12 protein-coding genes and 1 tRNA gene are annotated in these 12,756 nt (G+C 57.4%); 9 read left to right on the forward strand and 4 right to left on the reverse strand.

The genetic code is table 11. From position 1 onward, the window contains the following. Positions 1 to 563: 563 nt before the first annotated feature. Both HMPREF1546_RS16675 and HMPREF1546_RS16680 read right to left on the reverse strand, forming a co-directional pair. Positions 564 to 2,009 (reverse strand): sodium:solute symporter, encoded by a 1,446-nt coding sequence (locus HMPREF1546_RS16675; protein WP_021748554.1) that lies wholly within the window; start codon positions 2,007 to 2,009, stop codon positions 564 to 566. Positions 2,010 to 2,412: 403 nt separating this feature from the next. Then, positions 2,413 to 3,270, reverse strand: a complete 858-nt coding sequence (locus HMPREF1546_RS16680; protein WP_021748552.1) for a patatin family protein — start codon at positions 3,268 to 3,270, stop codon at positions 2,413 to 2,415. A gap of 449 nt (positions 3,271 to 3,719) precedes the next feature. On the opposite strand from HMPREF1546_RS16680, the gene HMPREF1546_RS16685 reads away from it, so the two are divergent. From HMPREF1546_RS16685 to HMPREF1546_RS20010, 5 genes are all read left to right on the forward strand, one after another. Next, on the forward strand, positions 3,720 to 5,123 hold the full coding sequence (locus HMPREF1546_RS16685) for an MATE family efflux transporter (RefSeq protein WP_036629862.1): 1,404 nt from the start codon (positions 3,720 to 3,722) through the stop codon (positions 5,121 to 5,123). 70 nt (positions 5,124 to 5,193) lie between these two features. Further along, the gene (locus tag HMPREF1546_RS16690) at positions 5,194 to 5,457 is read left to right on the forward strand and encodes an HPr family phosphocarrier protein (RefSeq protein WP_021748550.1); all 264 of its coding nucleotides are present in this window, start codon (positions 5,194 to 5,196) and stop codon (positions 5,455 to 5,457) included. Positions 5,458 to 5,491: 34 nt separating this feature from the next. Next, positions 5,492 to 5,875 (forward strand): CDP-alcohol phosphatidyltransferase family protein, encoded by a 384-nt coding sequence (locus tag HMPREF1546_RS16695; RefSeq protein WP_021748549.1) that lies wholly within the window; start codon positions 5,492 to 5,494, stop codon positions 5,873 to 5,875. 359 nt (positions 5,876 to 6,234) lie between these two features. Next, positions 6,235 to 6,432 carry a hypothetical protein gene (locus HMPREF1546_RS16700; protein ID WP_021752172.1) on the forward strand — a complete coding sequence of 66 codons (198 nt, stop codon included), beginning with the start codon at positions 6,235 to 6,237 and terminating at the stop codon, positions 6,430 to 6,432. Positions 6,433 to 6,452: 20 nt separating this feature from the next. After that, positions 6,453 to 6,662, forward strand: a complete 210-nt coding sequence (locus HMPREF1546_RS20010) for a tyrosine-type recombinase/integrase (RefSeq protein WP_367646058.1) — start codon at positions 6,453 to 6,455, stop codon at positions 6,660 to 6,662. 88 nt (positions 6,663 to 6,750) lie between these two features. Here the strand turns inward: HMPREF1546_RS20010 and HMPREF1546_RS16705 are convergent. Together HMPREF1546_RS16705 and HMPREF1546_RS16710 are read right to left on the reverse strand one after the other, a co-directional pair. Continuing rightward, a tRNA-Leu gene (locus tag HMPREF1546_RS16705) sits at positions 6,751 to 6,837 on the reverse strand. A 55-nt stretch (positions 6,838 to 6,892) separates the two neighbouring features. Continuing rightward, positions 6,893 to 7,852, reverse strand: a complete 960-nt coding sequence (locus HMPREF1546_RS16710; RefSeq protein ID WP_036629861.1) for an HpcH/HpaI aldolase/citrate lyase family protein — start codon at positions 7,850 to 7,852, stop codon at positions 6,893 to 6,895. A gap of 222 nt (positions 7,853 to 8,074) precedes the next feature. On the opposite strand from HMPREF1546_RS16710, the gene HMPREF1546_RS16715 reads away from it, so the two are divergent. The 4 genes from HMPREF1546_RS16715 to HMPREF1546_RS16730 are packed head-to-tail and all read left to right on the forward strand — an operon-like array spanning position 8,075 to position 12,720. Then, positions 8,075 to 10,345 carry a YceG family protein gene (locus HMPREF1546_RS16715; protein WP_021748543.1) on the forward strand — a complete coding sequence of 757 codons (2,271 nt, stop codon included), beginning with the start codon at positions 8,075 to 8,077 and terminating at the stop codon, positions 10,343 to 10,345. Positions 10,346 to 10,348: 3 nt separating this feature from the next. Further along, positions 10,349 to 11,515, forward strand: coding sequence for a toxic anion resistance protein (locus HMPREF1546_RS16720; protein ID WP_021748542.1), 1,167 nt, complete (start codon positions 10,349 to 10,351; stop codon positions 11,513 to 11,515). A gap of 24 nt (positions 11,516 to 11,539) precedes the next feature. Then, positions 11,540 to 12,121, forward strand: coding sequence for a TerD family protein (locus tag HMPREF1546_RS16725; protein ID WP_021748541.1), 582 nt, complete (start codon positions 11,540 to 11,542; stop codon positions 12,119 to 12,121). A 17-nt stretch (positions 12,122 to 12,138) separates the two neighbouring features. Further along, entirely contained in the window at positions 12,139 to 12,720 is a 582-nt protein-coding gene (locus HMPREF1546_RS16730) for a TerD family protein (RefSeq protein WP_021748540.1), read from the forward strand. The last annotated feature ends 36 nt before the right edge of the window (positions 12,721 to 12,756 follow it).

A 12,756-nucleotide genomic window follows, 5' to 3' on the forward strand; every position in this document is an offset into this window, starting at 1 on the left:
TTTTCCTCTTGACTTTTTATAGCTGGTCTTTCTGAGAATGGCTCGGATTGGCGAGAAGGAAGATGTCGCTCTGCTGACAAATCCGCATGGGATAAGTGGCGTCACACGGCAGGATATCGGTCTGCTGAAGCTGTGCTCCGGACAGATCAGGATCACTTCTCAGCCTTTGCCATCATCCGGTTCCGCAGCAGAAATCCAGTAACCTTTGTTGTTGCAAAGATGGTCCATGGCCAGGCGCACAAGCGCAGGCCACCGTCCCGCCATGTAGTTGATGCGTGCAGGACAGGATTTTGGGATGCAGAAGATGAAGAACTGCCATACGCTGTCGGAAGCTCTGAGGACGGAGCGCTGACCGCCGCATTGGTGACGCGATCTGAAAAAGCGGAGTGTGCCATTGGCATTGGGGCAGAGACAGCAGTGGCGAGGTCTGCTGCCTGACCGGAGACTTTTTATCTATCAGTAATACGCCAAAACAAAGCCAGCCGGGGATCTTCAAAATTCCCGGCTGGCTCTTATAATGTTCACTCCATTGCTTTCCGATATGGGGATGCAACAGCTCCCTATCAGCTCTGCTTTTCAGCTTTCAGGAATACGGACGGTGCGCGCTTATAAGTCGCAAGGCTCACAACGACCAGTGCGATACCGCAGGCAACCGTGCCCGGCACCGCCGCCCCAAGGCCGAAGGGCTGGCCTGCCAGCTTCCAGCCAACGCAGACAACAAACCCGCCCAGCAACCCGGCCATGACGCCGGTCTTGGTTGCCTTCTTCCAGAACAGCGCTGCAAATGCGGGAATCCCAGCCGATGCGGCATAGAAGCTCCAGGCGAACATGAGGATGTTGTATGCATTGTGGATGTACAACGCGATCACCAGCGCGCCCAGGGGCAGGACAATGGAGAAGATGCGGGAGAGGGAGATCTCGGTCCGCTCCGGCATTTGGGGACGGATGGTCTTTCCGATGTCGTGGACGCAGGTCTGCACAGATACCAGCAGATAGCTGTCCGCCGTGGACATGATGACCGAGAGCATACCGGCCAACGCAAGTCCCGTCAGACCGGCGGGAAGGATCCGGATCGCCAGGGCCGGAACGACAGCGTCCGTCGAGCCATACTGCGCCAGGATGTCGCCGCCGAGGATCTGACGGCCCACAACACCCATGAAGTAGACCAGCACAATGGTCACGCCGTATACGGCCGTACCCAGGAACATCCCGCGCTTTGCCGCCCTTCGGCTCTTGGCGGCAAATGCGCGCTGCCACATTTCCGCACCTGCCATGGTGAAAACCAGATAGGTGATGATGTCTCCCAAAATGCTGCCGTCAATATGCGGCTCCACCAGCGCCGGGTCCAGGTTGGCCGCAAAGTTCGCAAAGCCGCCTACGTTGAACAGGGCCGCCACCGGGATCAGGATATACACGAAGACGATCAACATATAAAACTGCAGCACGTCGGTGTATACCACGCCGAACAGGCCGGAGGTGGCTGTGTAGACCATAAAGACCACTGTTGCGATCAGCGCGCCCATCTCATAGGAGAGGCCGAACTCTCCCCCCAGCATCCGGATGATCGTGGCCGTGGCGGTGACCTGGGAGGCCACCGTCCCCATCATGGCGAACGCGATCAGCACAGAGAGGGTGATCTTGGCTGCCCGGCCAAACCGCCGTTCAAACAGCTCCGGGATAGAGGTGATCCCGTACTGCATCCCGATATCCGAGATCTTCCCGGCGATGCCGGAGAAAATGAACATTCCCAGAAGGTATGGAATTGCGGTAAGGACCGCCTTGAAGCCGTCGGTATAGGCCACACCTGCCCGGCCCATCAGACCGCTGCCGCCGATGATCGTCGCGCAGACAGTGGCCATCAGCACCATCGGCCCAAAGGACCGGCCCGCTACATAATAATCCTTTGTGTTCTGGATCCGCCTGACAGAATAGACCCCCACCAGGACCATGATGACAAGGTATGCCGCAATGATTCCCAGATCCAAAATCGTCAATACGCTGTGATCCATCAAAAATGCCCTCCTTTTCTTTGTTTGCTCCAGAGGGCCGCACCTGCATACCTTTGTCCGGCAAGATCTTCAGCAGCTGTCTGCTTCCATTCACACCCACATTATATATGTTTCGGCGCAGCCCTCTACCCATAAGGGCAGATCCTGATCCATATTCTTCACCCCTTCTAACCACGTCCTCTTGTGGCAGTAAATATATGAACATTATAATGTTACTTGAAAAAAATGTCAATTTGTCCGATATGTATCAGAAATTCTTTATTCAAAAAGTATATATGCCATCCCGCCAGTTTTGCCAACCATGATACCTGGACCAAGGGACGCTGTATACTGCACAAAGAAAAACTGCGCATCCATACAAGCCCCTGCCTGCTGGATGCGCAATTTCCTATATCATCTACCATCATTCATGCGTCAGCAAATACTCTTTCAGTCCGCTGAGAGACGCCCTGCCGGCCTCTGCCCCGAGGTCATAAACAGCCTGCAGCTTGGCGGGGTCCTTTTCCACACGCCTGATTGGGAGTGGGCCATTGGGCCGAACCACGAAGAGCTCCCCGCGCTGCTCCATCCCTATGATCTCCTCCACCTGCCGGTTATAGACTTCCCACCGCCGGTTCAGACTCTCCGCAAAGGCCGGATAGCGATGGTAATAGAGGCGGTTGAATCGCTGAAGCCATGCTGCGGGCCGCTCTTTCCGATACTCCAAGGGACGTGTGAGCACGAGAACGGTCTTGTCGTAGCCCAGACTCTTGCAGAAATGGACTGGAATACTGTCGCTGACCCCGCCATCCAGGTAGAACCTCCCATCCAACTCCACAGGCCGGGAGACATAGGGCATGGCAGAGGTGGCCCGCAGGACCTCCATCTGACGGAACGGCTCTGTGATCCGGATATACTCCGGGGCGCCTGTGTGCAGATCGGTGACCGCGGCATAGAAGTCAACGCCCGATCTCTGAAAGGCCGCTTCATCAAATATATCCAGCTTGGAGGACACCTCATAGAAGGCGAAGTCGGCGTTGATCAGATTGCCCGTGGTCAGCAGCGAGCGCAGCCCCATGTACCGCTTATCCCGGATATACTTTAAATTATACCGTATGGCGCGTCCCTTCTGGCCGGCAGGAGCATTGATCCCAAACAGCGCACCGGCCGACACACCGACGATTCCGTCAAAGGATATCTGTTCATCCATCCAGGAGTCCAGAACGCCTGCGGTAAACATTCCGCGCATGGCGCCGCCCTCCAAGACCAAGCCCGTTTTCATCCCTGTCCTGCCTCCTGTGATTTTGTCGATTTTGATATTTTACCACAGGAAAAGCCAAAATGGAATGCCTTGTACGAGACACAGGATATCGATCAGAAAGCGCAGAAGTTGATACGGCGGGAAGGACATTTTCCTTGACGGTTCTTTTATTTAATGATACATTTAGGTATGTAAGTTTTCTTCGGAAACGAGATATTTCTCTACTGGCGGTAACAGTCCGCGAGCGATCAGCTAATCCGGTGGAATTCCGGAGCCAACAGGTTCGGTCTGGAGGGGAGAAGAAGGCTTTCTGGTGCCGTGCCGGATGCCCATCCTCCTCAAGCAAAAGTGTATACTCTAAGCACCCGGTACAGCCATCTCTCTGCGTCAGGGAAATGGCGCCGGGATTTTTTATTTCCGGCGGCTTCTCCCTCGGAAGCGTCCAGTATGAATACGGAAGGAGCCTTGCTATGGAGCCAAACCTGCAGCCAAACCCATTGGAAACGGATCCCATACCCAAACTGATCGTTCGATACGCCGTTCCCACCTCACTGACACTGATGGTCAACTACCTCTATAACATCGTGGATCAGATCTTTGTCGGACAGGGCGTGGGCATTACAGGAATGGCAGCCACTAATATCGCGTTCCCGCTGACCATTCTGGTCAATGCTGTGGCATTGATGCTGGGAGACGGATGTGCCGCCAATATCAGTCTGTGCCTGGGTCGGAAAGAGCAGCGGGAGGCGGACAGCACCATCAGTCACGCCCTCACCCTGATCTTGGCCAGCGGTCTGCTGGCCGCTCTGGCCTGCGGCATCTTCGCCCCGCAGATCGTAGTCCTTTTCGGCGCGACGCCGACTGCCTATGCAGAGTCTCTGTCCTATATGCGCGCCATCGCATGGGGGATCCCGTTCCAGCTCCTTTGTCCCGCCTTCACCGCCATTATCCGGGCAGACGGCTCCCCGCAGTACATGATGAAGTGCATGATGACAGGGGCGGTCATCAACCTGATCCTGGACCCTATCTTTATCTTTCCGCTGAAGATGGGCGTTGTGGGCGCCGGGATCGCCACGGTGATCGGGCAGGTGGCTGCTGGATGCCTGGCCCTGCTCTACCTGCGCCGCCTCAAAACCGTTCATATCCGGCGGGAGGACCTGCGCCCTACACGGAAGCTGACCTGTCGTATTCTGGCACTGGGCTTCCCCAGCTTGCTTACGCAGATGCTCTCCGCTCTGGTGCAGATTACCCTGAACAATCTGATGCGGGCCTATGGAGCCGCCACAGTCTATGGCAGTGACATTGCCTTATCCGTCTACGGCATGATGATGAAGGTCTACCAGATCGCTCACTCCATGTTCGTCGGGGTGTCCTCTGCCATCCAGCCCATCAACGGCTATAATTTCGGCGCCAACCACTATGCGCGGGTCCAAAAGACATTCCATATAGCTTCTCTTATTGCAGTAGGCATTTCAGTGGTGTGGTTTCTCATTTTCATGGTGTTCCCGCGGCAGATCGCAAGCTGCTTTGTATCGGACAATGCGCTCTATCTGGATTGCGCACAGCACTGCTTCCGGCTCTATATGCTGGCCTTTTTCCTGTATGGCCTTCACATGACCTCAGCCTCCTTCTTCCAGGGGATCGGCCGGCCTGGTAAGTCCCTGCTGATTCCTCTGGCCCGGCAGGGCTGCTTCCTGATCCCTCTGGCGCTTCTGCTATCCCGCTCCTTCGGGCTGGACGGCGCACTTCTGGCCGCACCGATAGCCGATGCTCTTGCGTTCCTGCTCTGCCTGCTGCTGGCCCGCTGGGAATTTCGGAGTTGGAGAAGAAAGGGCTGGCTGTGCAAAGGAGAGCGCAAATATCGCGCATCATAAGCGCACATGTTCCGAAGCCCCTGGATCGAGCATTTATAAATGAAAATCTATCATTGGGAGGACGATTCCCATGACAACGCGGACCCTTTCATTGCAGTTGGAGGAGGATTTCACCACACATACAGCCGCACTGTTTGTAAGCCATGCCAATGTCTTTCAGAGCACCATCCGCATAATCGCCGGTGAGCGAAGCATCAATGCGAAAAGTCTTCTCGGGGTCGTCTCCTTCGGCTTTCGTCAGGGACAGCAGGTACAGGTCGCTGCAGACGGCCCTGACGAAGCCGAAGCTGTAAACGCGTTGTCGCAATTTTTCCAGTCTTCTGCTTCCGCATGACTTGTCTGCATATAGGAGAGGGAGAAGAACCTCAATGAAGCCATTCAACACAAAAGAGAGATTCTCTATTCCGAACCTGATGGGATATTTTCGGCTCCTCCTCATTCCGGTATTCTGTTACCTCTATCTGGCAAAAGAAGCGTACCATTGGGCCGCAGGTGTTGTCCTCCTCTCCAGTCTCACGGATCTGTTTGATGGGATGATCGCAAGAAAGTTCAACATGATCACAAATTTGGGCAAGGCGCTTGACCCGATCGCGGACAAACTGACACACGGTGCATTGACTCTTTGTCTGGCCTTCCGCTATCCCCAGATGTGGGTCCTGTTTGGTCTCATGGTGCTCAAGGAGGGCTACATGGTGATTATGGGCCTGCTCTTTTTGAGAAAAGGGAAAATGCTCAATCTGAAAATATCTTAGGCATACGAATTCCTCCACACCCGTGTGACTTTTCTATCAAATGATCCATTTGAAGATGTGAACGGTTTTCCCTTTTGGGAGAAACAAAAATGTAACACGAGCGCATACTTACTTTTACAGGCCGGCTCCGTATGGAGCGAATACACATGCATTAAGACAACCATTTTATTTATTTGGTCATTTTTGATGGACATTTTATGTAAGGAGATCCGGTAGAATTTCCGGTCCTGATGGCTGCGTTCTACGGCCTGCGTAGAAGTGGGATTATGGGACTGCGGTGAAGCGCAATCGACTTTGAGGGAAATACTCTCACGGTCGATCATACCGTGGTCCAGTATCGTTCCGATGGCAAGAACCGGATGAAAAACAAATCCAGCTGCAGAACGATGCCGCCGGTTCCCCAGTACCGGGAACTTCTGCTGCGGATGCAGGAACGGAAAGCCGCTTGTAAAGAGTTCTGCGGAAACTGCTACACGGAGTCGGAGTACATCTATGTCAACGAGCTGGGTATCCCATATAAGCCTAATTTTGTGTCCACCATTTCAAGCGGGTCCTGAAGCAGCACGGCCTTCGTCCGATTCGTTTCCACGATTCCAGATATACGTGCGCATCCCTGCTTCTGAAAAACGGAGTCGCGGTGAAGGATATTCAGGATTGGCTGGGACACAGCAGCTACGCTACAACCGCCAATATCTACGCGCACTTGGACACGGATTCCAAGAAACAGCCTGCAACGAAAATGAACCAGACAGTCAGCATCACCCCTGGCATCTCAGCCGCGATTTAAGCCGGAGGAGAGAACTCGGGGAGAGAACCGGGCTTCAAAAAGAAAATACTCAGGTTTTCAATTCATGAAAAACCTGAGTATTTTCAACTGGTGCCAGTGGTGGGACTCGAACCCACACGGTGTCGCCACCAACGGATTTTGAGTCCGTCACGTCTACCAATTCCATCACACTGGCCGGTGGATACTGGTTTATTATACAGGAGGTCGGAGCGAAATTCAAGTCCTTTTTCTCACGCCCTGACGCCGTACCGCTCCGCACGCAGGACGATCCGCCGGGCCCAGCGGCTATGGGTGTTGTACTCGTTCATCCGGCCGCCGTCCTCACTGGCAGAGACCAGACTGCCGCTGCCGGTATCCCAGTTCAGGATAGCCCGGGCGTCCGCGTAATCCCGCTGGGAGACGCGGAGCATTTCGTTCACCACGGGGATCTGATTGGGATGGATGACGGTCTTGCCGGTGAAGCCATTCAGCAGATCCAGCTCCATCTCCCGGCGCAGCCCCTCTTCCCATCCCTCGCCGGAGTAATACTCCCATACCGGGCCGGACACCACGTATTGAGTGCCGAAAGCCGCCACGATGTCGATGAGGATATCCGCCACCGGGCGCAGGTCGTAGATGGTCCGATTTGCCGGACGGCGCAGGCCGAAGGCGTGGGAGAGGTCGTTCCCCCCCACCCGGATGTTTAAAATGGAGCCAGACACGGTGTCCAGCTGGGCCCGCACCTCCGTCAGAGCCTCCCGGCGAGTCTGCGGGGGAATCATGGCCGCAGACTCAAACACCGGCATATAGAAGTACTCCTCCGTCCGGCCGATGGAGCGGATGGCTGCAAGATAGGCCCCGCAGTTCTCCAGGAAAAACTTGGGCAGGATGAATCCGCGGAGAATGGAGGAAAACGGGGCGTACTCCTCCGCCAGCCGCAGCAGCTGCTCCGGTGACCGGACCCGGACAAAAATGGGCGGCAGAAAAAAGGAGCCGCCCTCCGCAGCGGACGCGATCCGGGACAGCGTCCCCCGCAGCATCCGCTCCGCGTCCGCCACGGCGTCCTCCCGCACCGTGTCCTCCAGGCAGAACGCCAGAGAATACGGCGTTGGAAACCGCTGCTCCACAATCGCGCCCACAATCGACCCGTGGGCGTTGGCAGGGCAGTAGAGCAGTGCTCCCACGTCATATCCAGTCAACTTGCTTCTCATGCTCATCCTCTTTTACCTTCAGATCAGCGGCCGGCTTCGGCCGGGCACTTATGGGCGCTATTATAGCACTTCCCGCCGGAGAAGAAAATACCCGCGCCATGCTGACGAATGTAAAATTTTTGTGGATTCTCAAGCTATGCTCCATGCATCTGTTGAAAATCCTCTCCAAAGCCGCTATAATGAGAAACACAAATCTTGTGATGAGAAAGAGACTGGGCTACGATGTTTCAACAGGCGGGAACGGCACAACTGAATGATTATTTCCGCCCGCTCTCGGAACGGGGCGGGTCCCGCGTGTTTTTCTGCCGGATCGCCGGGTACGGGGAGACGGTGGCCGCTTTTCTGCGCCGCTACTATGAGGCGGCCCGCCGGTCCGGCGTCATCATCGACGGGCGCATCCCCAACCCCACGCCCGACAACCTGTCCTATTTCAATGAGATGATGGGGTCCGGTTTCCAGATGGACCGGGATTTTCTCTCCCAGCGGCTGAAAAAATGGCTGCCCCGGATGACGGACGGGCAGCGGGACGCTGTGGTGACGGCCATGTATGCCACCCTGGACGATATGCGCCGGGCGGGCAAAAACGACAATATGCTCCGCAATGCCTACATGAAATACATGTGCTGGCTCTACTACAAGTTCGAGCGGATCGTCAACGTGCTGGGCGGCGAGACGCTGCCCAAGATCCTCTATGCCGGGGACGTGAGCCATTATGAGCTGCAGCTGCTGACGGTCCTCTCCCGGGCGGGGGCGGATATCGTCCTGCTGGAGTGCGGCGGCGACCAGGCATATCTCACCGTGGACCCCCAGTCGGCCCTGTCGCACCTGTATCAGGCCCCTGGCCTGGGGTCCTTCCCGGCGGGCTTCGGTGTCAAGCAGCTTCAGGCGGAGCTGGAGCGGGAGGTGCGCCGCCAGCGGCTCTACGGCACGCCGCCCTCCCTCTCTCCCTGCACCAACGCCTGGGTGCAGAAGGCAGAGCTGAACGCGGCGCTGACGGCTGTGCAGGCCCGCGGAAACGATCCCCGCTTTTTCTGCAACCTCTTCCTCTGCCAGTACGGCGTGGAGGACAATCTCACCTATACCAACGACCTCTTCGCGTTTTATCAGTCCCTCCAGGGCGGCGGCCGCCGGATCTGCGTGGTCAACGGAGACCCCGCGCCCCCCGGGCCGGAGGAGATCGCCGCGGTCAAGCGGGGCAACTACGCCTCCGCAGAGCAGCTGGCGGCGGGTCTCGCCGCCAACATCCGGTATCCGGCCAATGTGGAGCTCCAGCGCCTGATGACCCGAGCTTTCATCGATCTGGTGCTGGAGGAGGGGGAGCGGTGCGGCGGCAGCGTCTCCAAGCTCACCAGCCGGGCGGTGTACCTCCTGTGCTGGCTGAACCGGTATCAGAAGGACCTCTTTCCGGACTGGAAGGCGCCGGAGGTGGCGGTCTTTCTCCAGTTTGGCAGATGCGCGTCGGACACCGGAGCCCTGTTTCTGCAGCTGCTGGCCCGCCTGCCGGTGGATGTCCTGTTGCTGCTCCCCAATCTGAATGAGGGCAGCGCCCTCCACACCCCGGATCTGCTGGAGGTCCACTGTCCCCAATCCGTCTCTCTGGACCGCTTCCCGGTGGACCAGAACCAGGCCCGGGTCACCACCGCCGCCTATCAGGCGGAGCGGGATCTGGACCGGCTGATGTACCAGGATACGGGACTGTATCGGAACCAGCAGTACGCCAAAGCCTCCACGGTCCTGCTGCAGACCATGTACGAGGAGATCCCGATTCTGTGGGACCAGGAGATGAAATACCGTCCCAGCTTTTCCGCCGCGGGGGACACCGTCACCCTGCCGGTGATCTGCCAGAAGATCTGCGGCGTGAAGGACGGCAACGCCTCCCAGTACTGGCTGGACATCAAGAAGCTCATCACGCCGGACACGGAGGTGGTCCGGTCTGTCCCCTGGGTCCAGGGCACGGATCCCAACCCCGTGAAGCCGTACGCCACGCAGTTTTTGAAGAACGGCAAGCTGCTGCGCGGCAAGATCAAGTCCCACAGCGCCTATCTCTACGGCATCCTGCGGGCGGAGATGCAGGAGCACCTGTTGGACAAATTGCAGCTGCTGCTGGACCAGAAGCTGATCCGCGGCACCTTTGAGAACGGCACGGAGTACACGGTGATCGCCACCGCCCTGAATCTCCCCAAGGACCTGCTGCGGAAGATCCAGAAGTTCGACTTCACCAAGAAGAACCCCAAGCTCATCTACATCAACCCCACGGAGGAGAGGATCTCTCTGGAGGACAGCATCCTCGCCGCGTTTTTGAGCCTAGTGGGCTTCGACGTGCTATTCTTCGTCCCCACCGGCTACCAGTGCATCGAGCAGCACTTCACGCGCCCCTTTGCCAGCGAGACGCAGATCGGGGACTATCTTTACGACCTGCGGATTCCTGATTTCAACACCGTGCAGGAAAGCGGACTGCACTCCATCAGAAAACTATTTGGAAGGAGTATATGACTTATGGGCCTGAATCTCAGCAGACCGACCCCATCCCAGCCTCAGCCCTCTCAGGGACAGGCACCTGCCGCCCCCCAGGAAGAAGAGAGCTATCAGCAGTACGACATCTCCGCCGACCGGCAGATGATGACCCAGACGCTGGTCAACTCGCCGGAGGTGGATGCCCTGGCCAGCCAGATCGAGGTATACAACCTGGAGTCCATTGTCTCCTTCGGCGCCGGAGCAGCAGACGAGATCTCCAAGTGCTCCGACGTGGTACTCAACAGCATGAACCTGTCCCAGCTGGATGACTCCAGCGCGATGCTGAACACGCTGGCCAAGATCATGGACAAGTTCGACATCGAAGAGATCAAGGAGAACCCCGGCCTCTTCGGCAAGCTGTTCGGAAACCTCCGCAAGCAGCTGGACAAAATCCTCGCCAAGTACCACACCATGGGCGATGAAGTGGACAAGATCTATGTCCAGCTGAAGCAGTACGAGGCAGACATCAAGCAGTCCAACCGGAAGCTGGAGGAGATGTTCCAGGCCAATGTGAACTACTACCACGAGCTGGTGCGTTACATCCTGGCCGGTGAGCAGGGGTGCCGGGAGCTGGAGGCATACATCGCCCAGCGCCAGGCGGATATGGAGGCCACAGGGGACAACTCCATCCAGTTCGAGCTGACCACCCTGAATCAGGCCCTGATGATGCTGGAGCAGCGGACTCAGGACCTGCGGACGGCGGAGAACGTGGCCATGCAGTCCATCCCCATGATCAAGACCATGCAGTTCAGCAATATGAATCTGGTGCGGAAGATCAACTCCGCCTTCATCATCACCCTGCCGGTGTTCAAGCAGGCGCTGACCCAGGCCATCATGCTCAAGCGCCAGCGGCTGCAGGCGGAGGCCATGAGCGCCCTGGACGCCAAGACCAATGAAATGCTGATCCGCAACGCCCAGAACACGGCGGAGCAGGCCAAGATGACCGCCCGTCTGGCCTCCGGCAGCTCCATTAAAATCGAGACGCTGGAGCAGACCTGGCGCACCATCGTCAGCGGCATCGACGAGACGAAGCAGATCCAGGAGAACGCCCGCAAGCAGCGGGTGGAGGACCAAAAGCGACTGGAGGCCATCAAGGCCCAGTTCGACCAGATGTATCACATGCCGGACAAGGGGTCCGTGAATCATTAAATATTGGGAACGGAGGAAATCACTATGCCGATCAATCTTTCCAAGGGACAAAAAGTCGACCTGACCAAGGGCAACCCCGGCCTCACCAAGATCATGGTGGGCCTGGGCTGGGACGTGAACGCCTTTGACAGCGGCAGCGCCTTTGACCTGGACGCGGCTGCCTTCCTGCTGGGCGCCAGCGGAAAGTGCCCCACGGAGCGGGACTTCATCTTCTACGGCAACCTCAAGCACAGCACCGGCGCGGTGGAGCACATGGGCGACAACCTGACCGGCGAAGGCGACGGCGATGACGAGCAGATCATGGTGGATCTGGCCAAGGTGCCCGCCAGCATCGAGCGGATCGCCTTCACCTGCACCATCTATGACGCGGAGAACCGCCGCCAGAACTTCGGCCAGGTGTCCAATGCCTTCATCCGCATCGTGGACCAGTCCACCGGCACGGAACTGATCCGCTACGACCTGGCGGAGGACTTCTCCATCGAGACGGCCATCGTGGTGGGTGAGCTGTACCGCCACAACGGCGAGTGGAAATTCAATGCCATCGGCAGCGGCTTCCAGGGCGGTCTGGCAGCCCTGTGCGGCCACTACGGCATTGACGCTGAGTGATTACAAGGAGGAATATCATGCCTATCAGTTTACAAAAAGGACAGAAAGTCAGCCTGACCAAGGGGAATCCCGGCCTGACCAAGGTGGTCGTGGGCCTGGGCTGGGACGTGAACAGCTTTGACACCGGCGGGGATTTTGATTTGGACGCGGCGGCCTTCCTGCTGGGAGAGAGCGGCAAAGTGACCTCCTCCGGGGACTTCGTGTTCTACGGCAATCTCAAGCACAGTTCCGGCGCGGTGGAGCATCTGGGCGATAACCTGACCGGGGAGGGTGCCGGGGACGATGAACAGATCCGCATCGACCTGACGAAGGTGCCCGACAACATCCAGCGCATTGCCTTCACCGTGACCATCTACGAGGCGGAGAGCCGCCGGCAGAACTTCGGTATGGTGAACAACGCCTTCATCCGCATCTTCGATGAGACCAACGGCCAGGAGATGCTCCGCTATGACCTGGGCGAGGACTTCTCCATCGAGACGGCGGCGGTGTTCGGTGAGGTCTATAAGAACAACGGCGAGTGGAAGTTCAACGCCATTGGCAGCGGCTATCAGGGCGGTCTGGCGGCCCTGTGCGCCAACTACGGCGTGGACGTGGAATAAGCATCCCGACAGGGAGCATCAGATCTCTCCGGCCGC

This window comes from Oscillibacter sp. KLE 1745, from assembly GCF_000469445.2.
In the GTDB taxonomy this organism is placed as follows: domain Bacteria; phylum Bacillota; class Clostridia; order Oscillospirales; family Oscillospiraceae; genus Oscillibacter; species Oscillibacter welbionis.

Bases quoted from the DNA above. Each gene is read 5' to 3' on its own strand.
- HMPREF1546_RS16715 (WP_021748543.1), top strand. From the start codon at position 8,075: ATGTTTCAACAGGCGGGAACGGCACAACTGAATGATTATTTCCGCCCG.
- HMPREF1546_RS16720 (WP_021748542.1), top strand. From the start codon at position 10,349: ATGGGCCTGAATCTCAGCAGACCGACCCCATCCCAGCCTCAGCCCTCT.
- HMPREF1546_RS16710 (WP_036629861.1), bottom strand. From the start codon at position 7,852: ATGAGAAGCAAGTTGACTGGATATGACGTGGGAGCACTGCTCTACTGC.
- HMPREF1546_RS16685 (WP_036629862.1), top strand. From the start codon at position 3,720: ATGGAGCCAAACCTGCAGCCAAACCCATTGGAAACGGATCCCATACCC.
- HMPREF1546_RS16730 (WP_021748540.1), top strand. From the start codon at position 12,139: ATGCCTATCAGTTTACAAAAAGGACAGAAAGTCAGCCTGACCAAGGGG.
- HMPREF1546_RS16680 (WP_021748552.1), bottom strand. From the start codon at position 3,270: ATGAAAACGGGCTTGGTCTTGGAGGGCGGCGCCATGCGCGGAATGTTT.
- HMPREF1546_RS16700 (WP_021752172.1), top strand. From the start codon at position 6,235: ATGAAAAACAAATCCAGCTGCAGAACGATGCCGCCGGTTCCCCAGTAC.
- HMPREF1546_RS16695 (WP_021748549.1), top strand. From the start codon at position 5,492: ATGAAGCCATTCAACACAAAAGAGAGATTCTCTATTCCGAACCTGATG.
- HMPREF1546_RS16690 (WP_021748550.1), top strand. From the start codon at position 5,194: ATGACAACGCGGACCCTTTCATTGCAGTTGGAGGAGGATTTCACCACA.
- HMPREF1546_RS16675 (WP_021748554.1), bottom strand. From the start codon at position 2,009: ATGGATCACAGCGTATTGACGATTTTGGATCTGGGAATCATTGCGGCA.
- HMPREF1546_RS16725 (WP_021748541.1), top strand. From the start codon at position 11,540: ATGCCGATCAATCTTTCCAAGGGACAAAAAGTCGACCTGACCAAGGGC.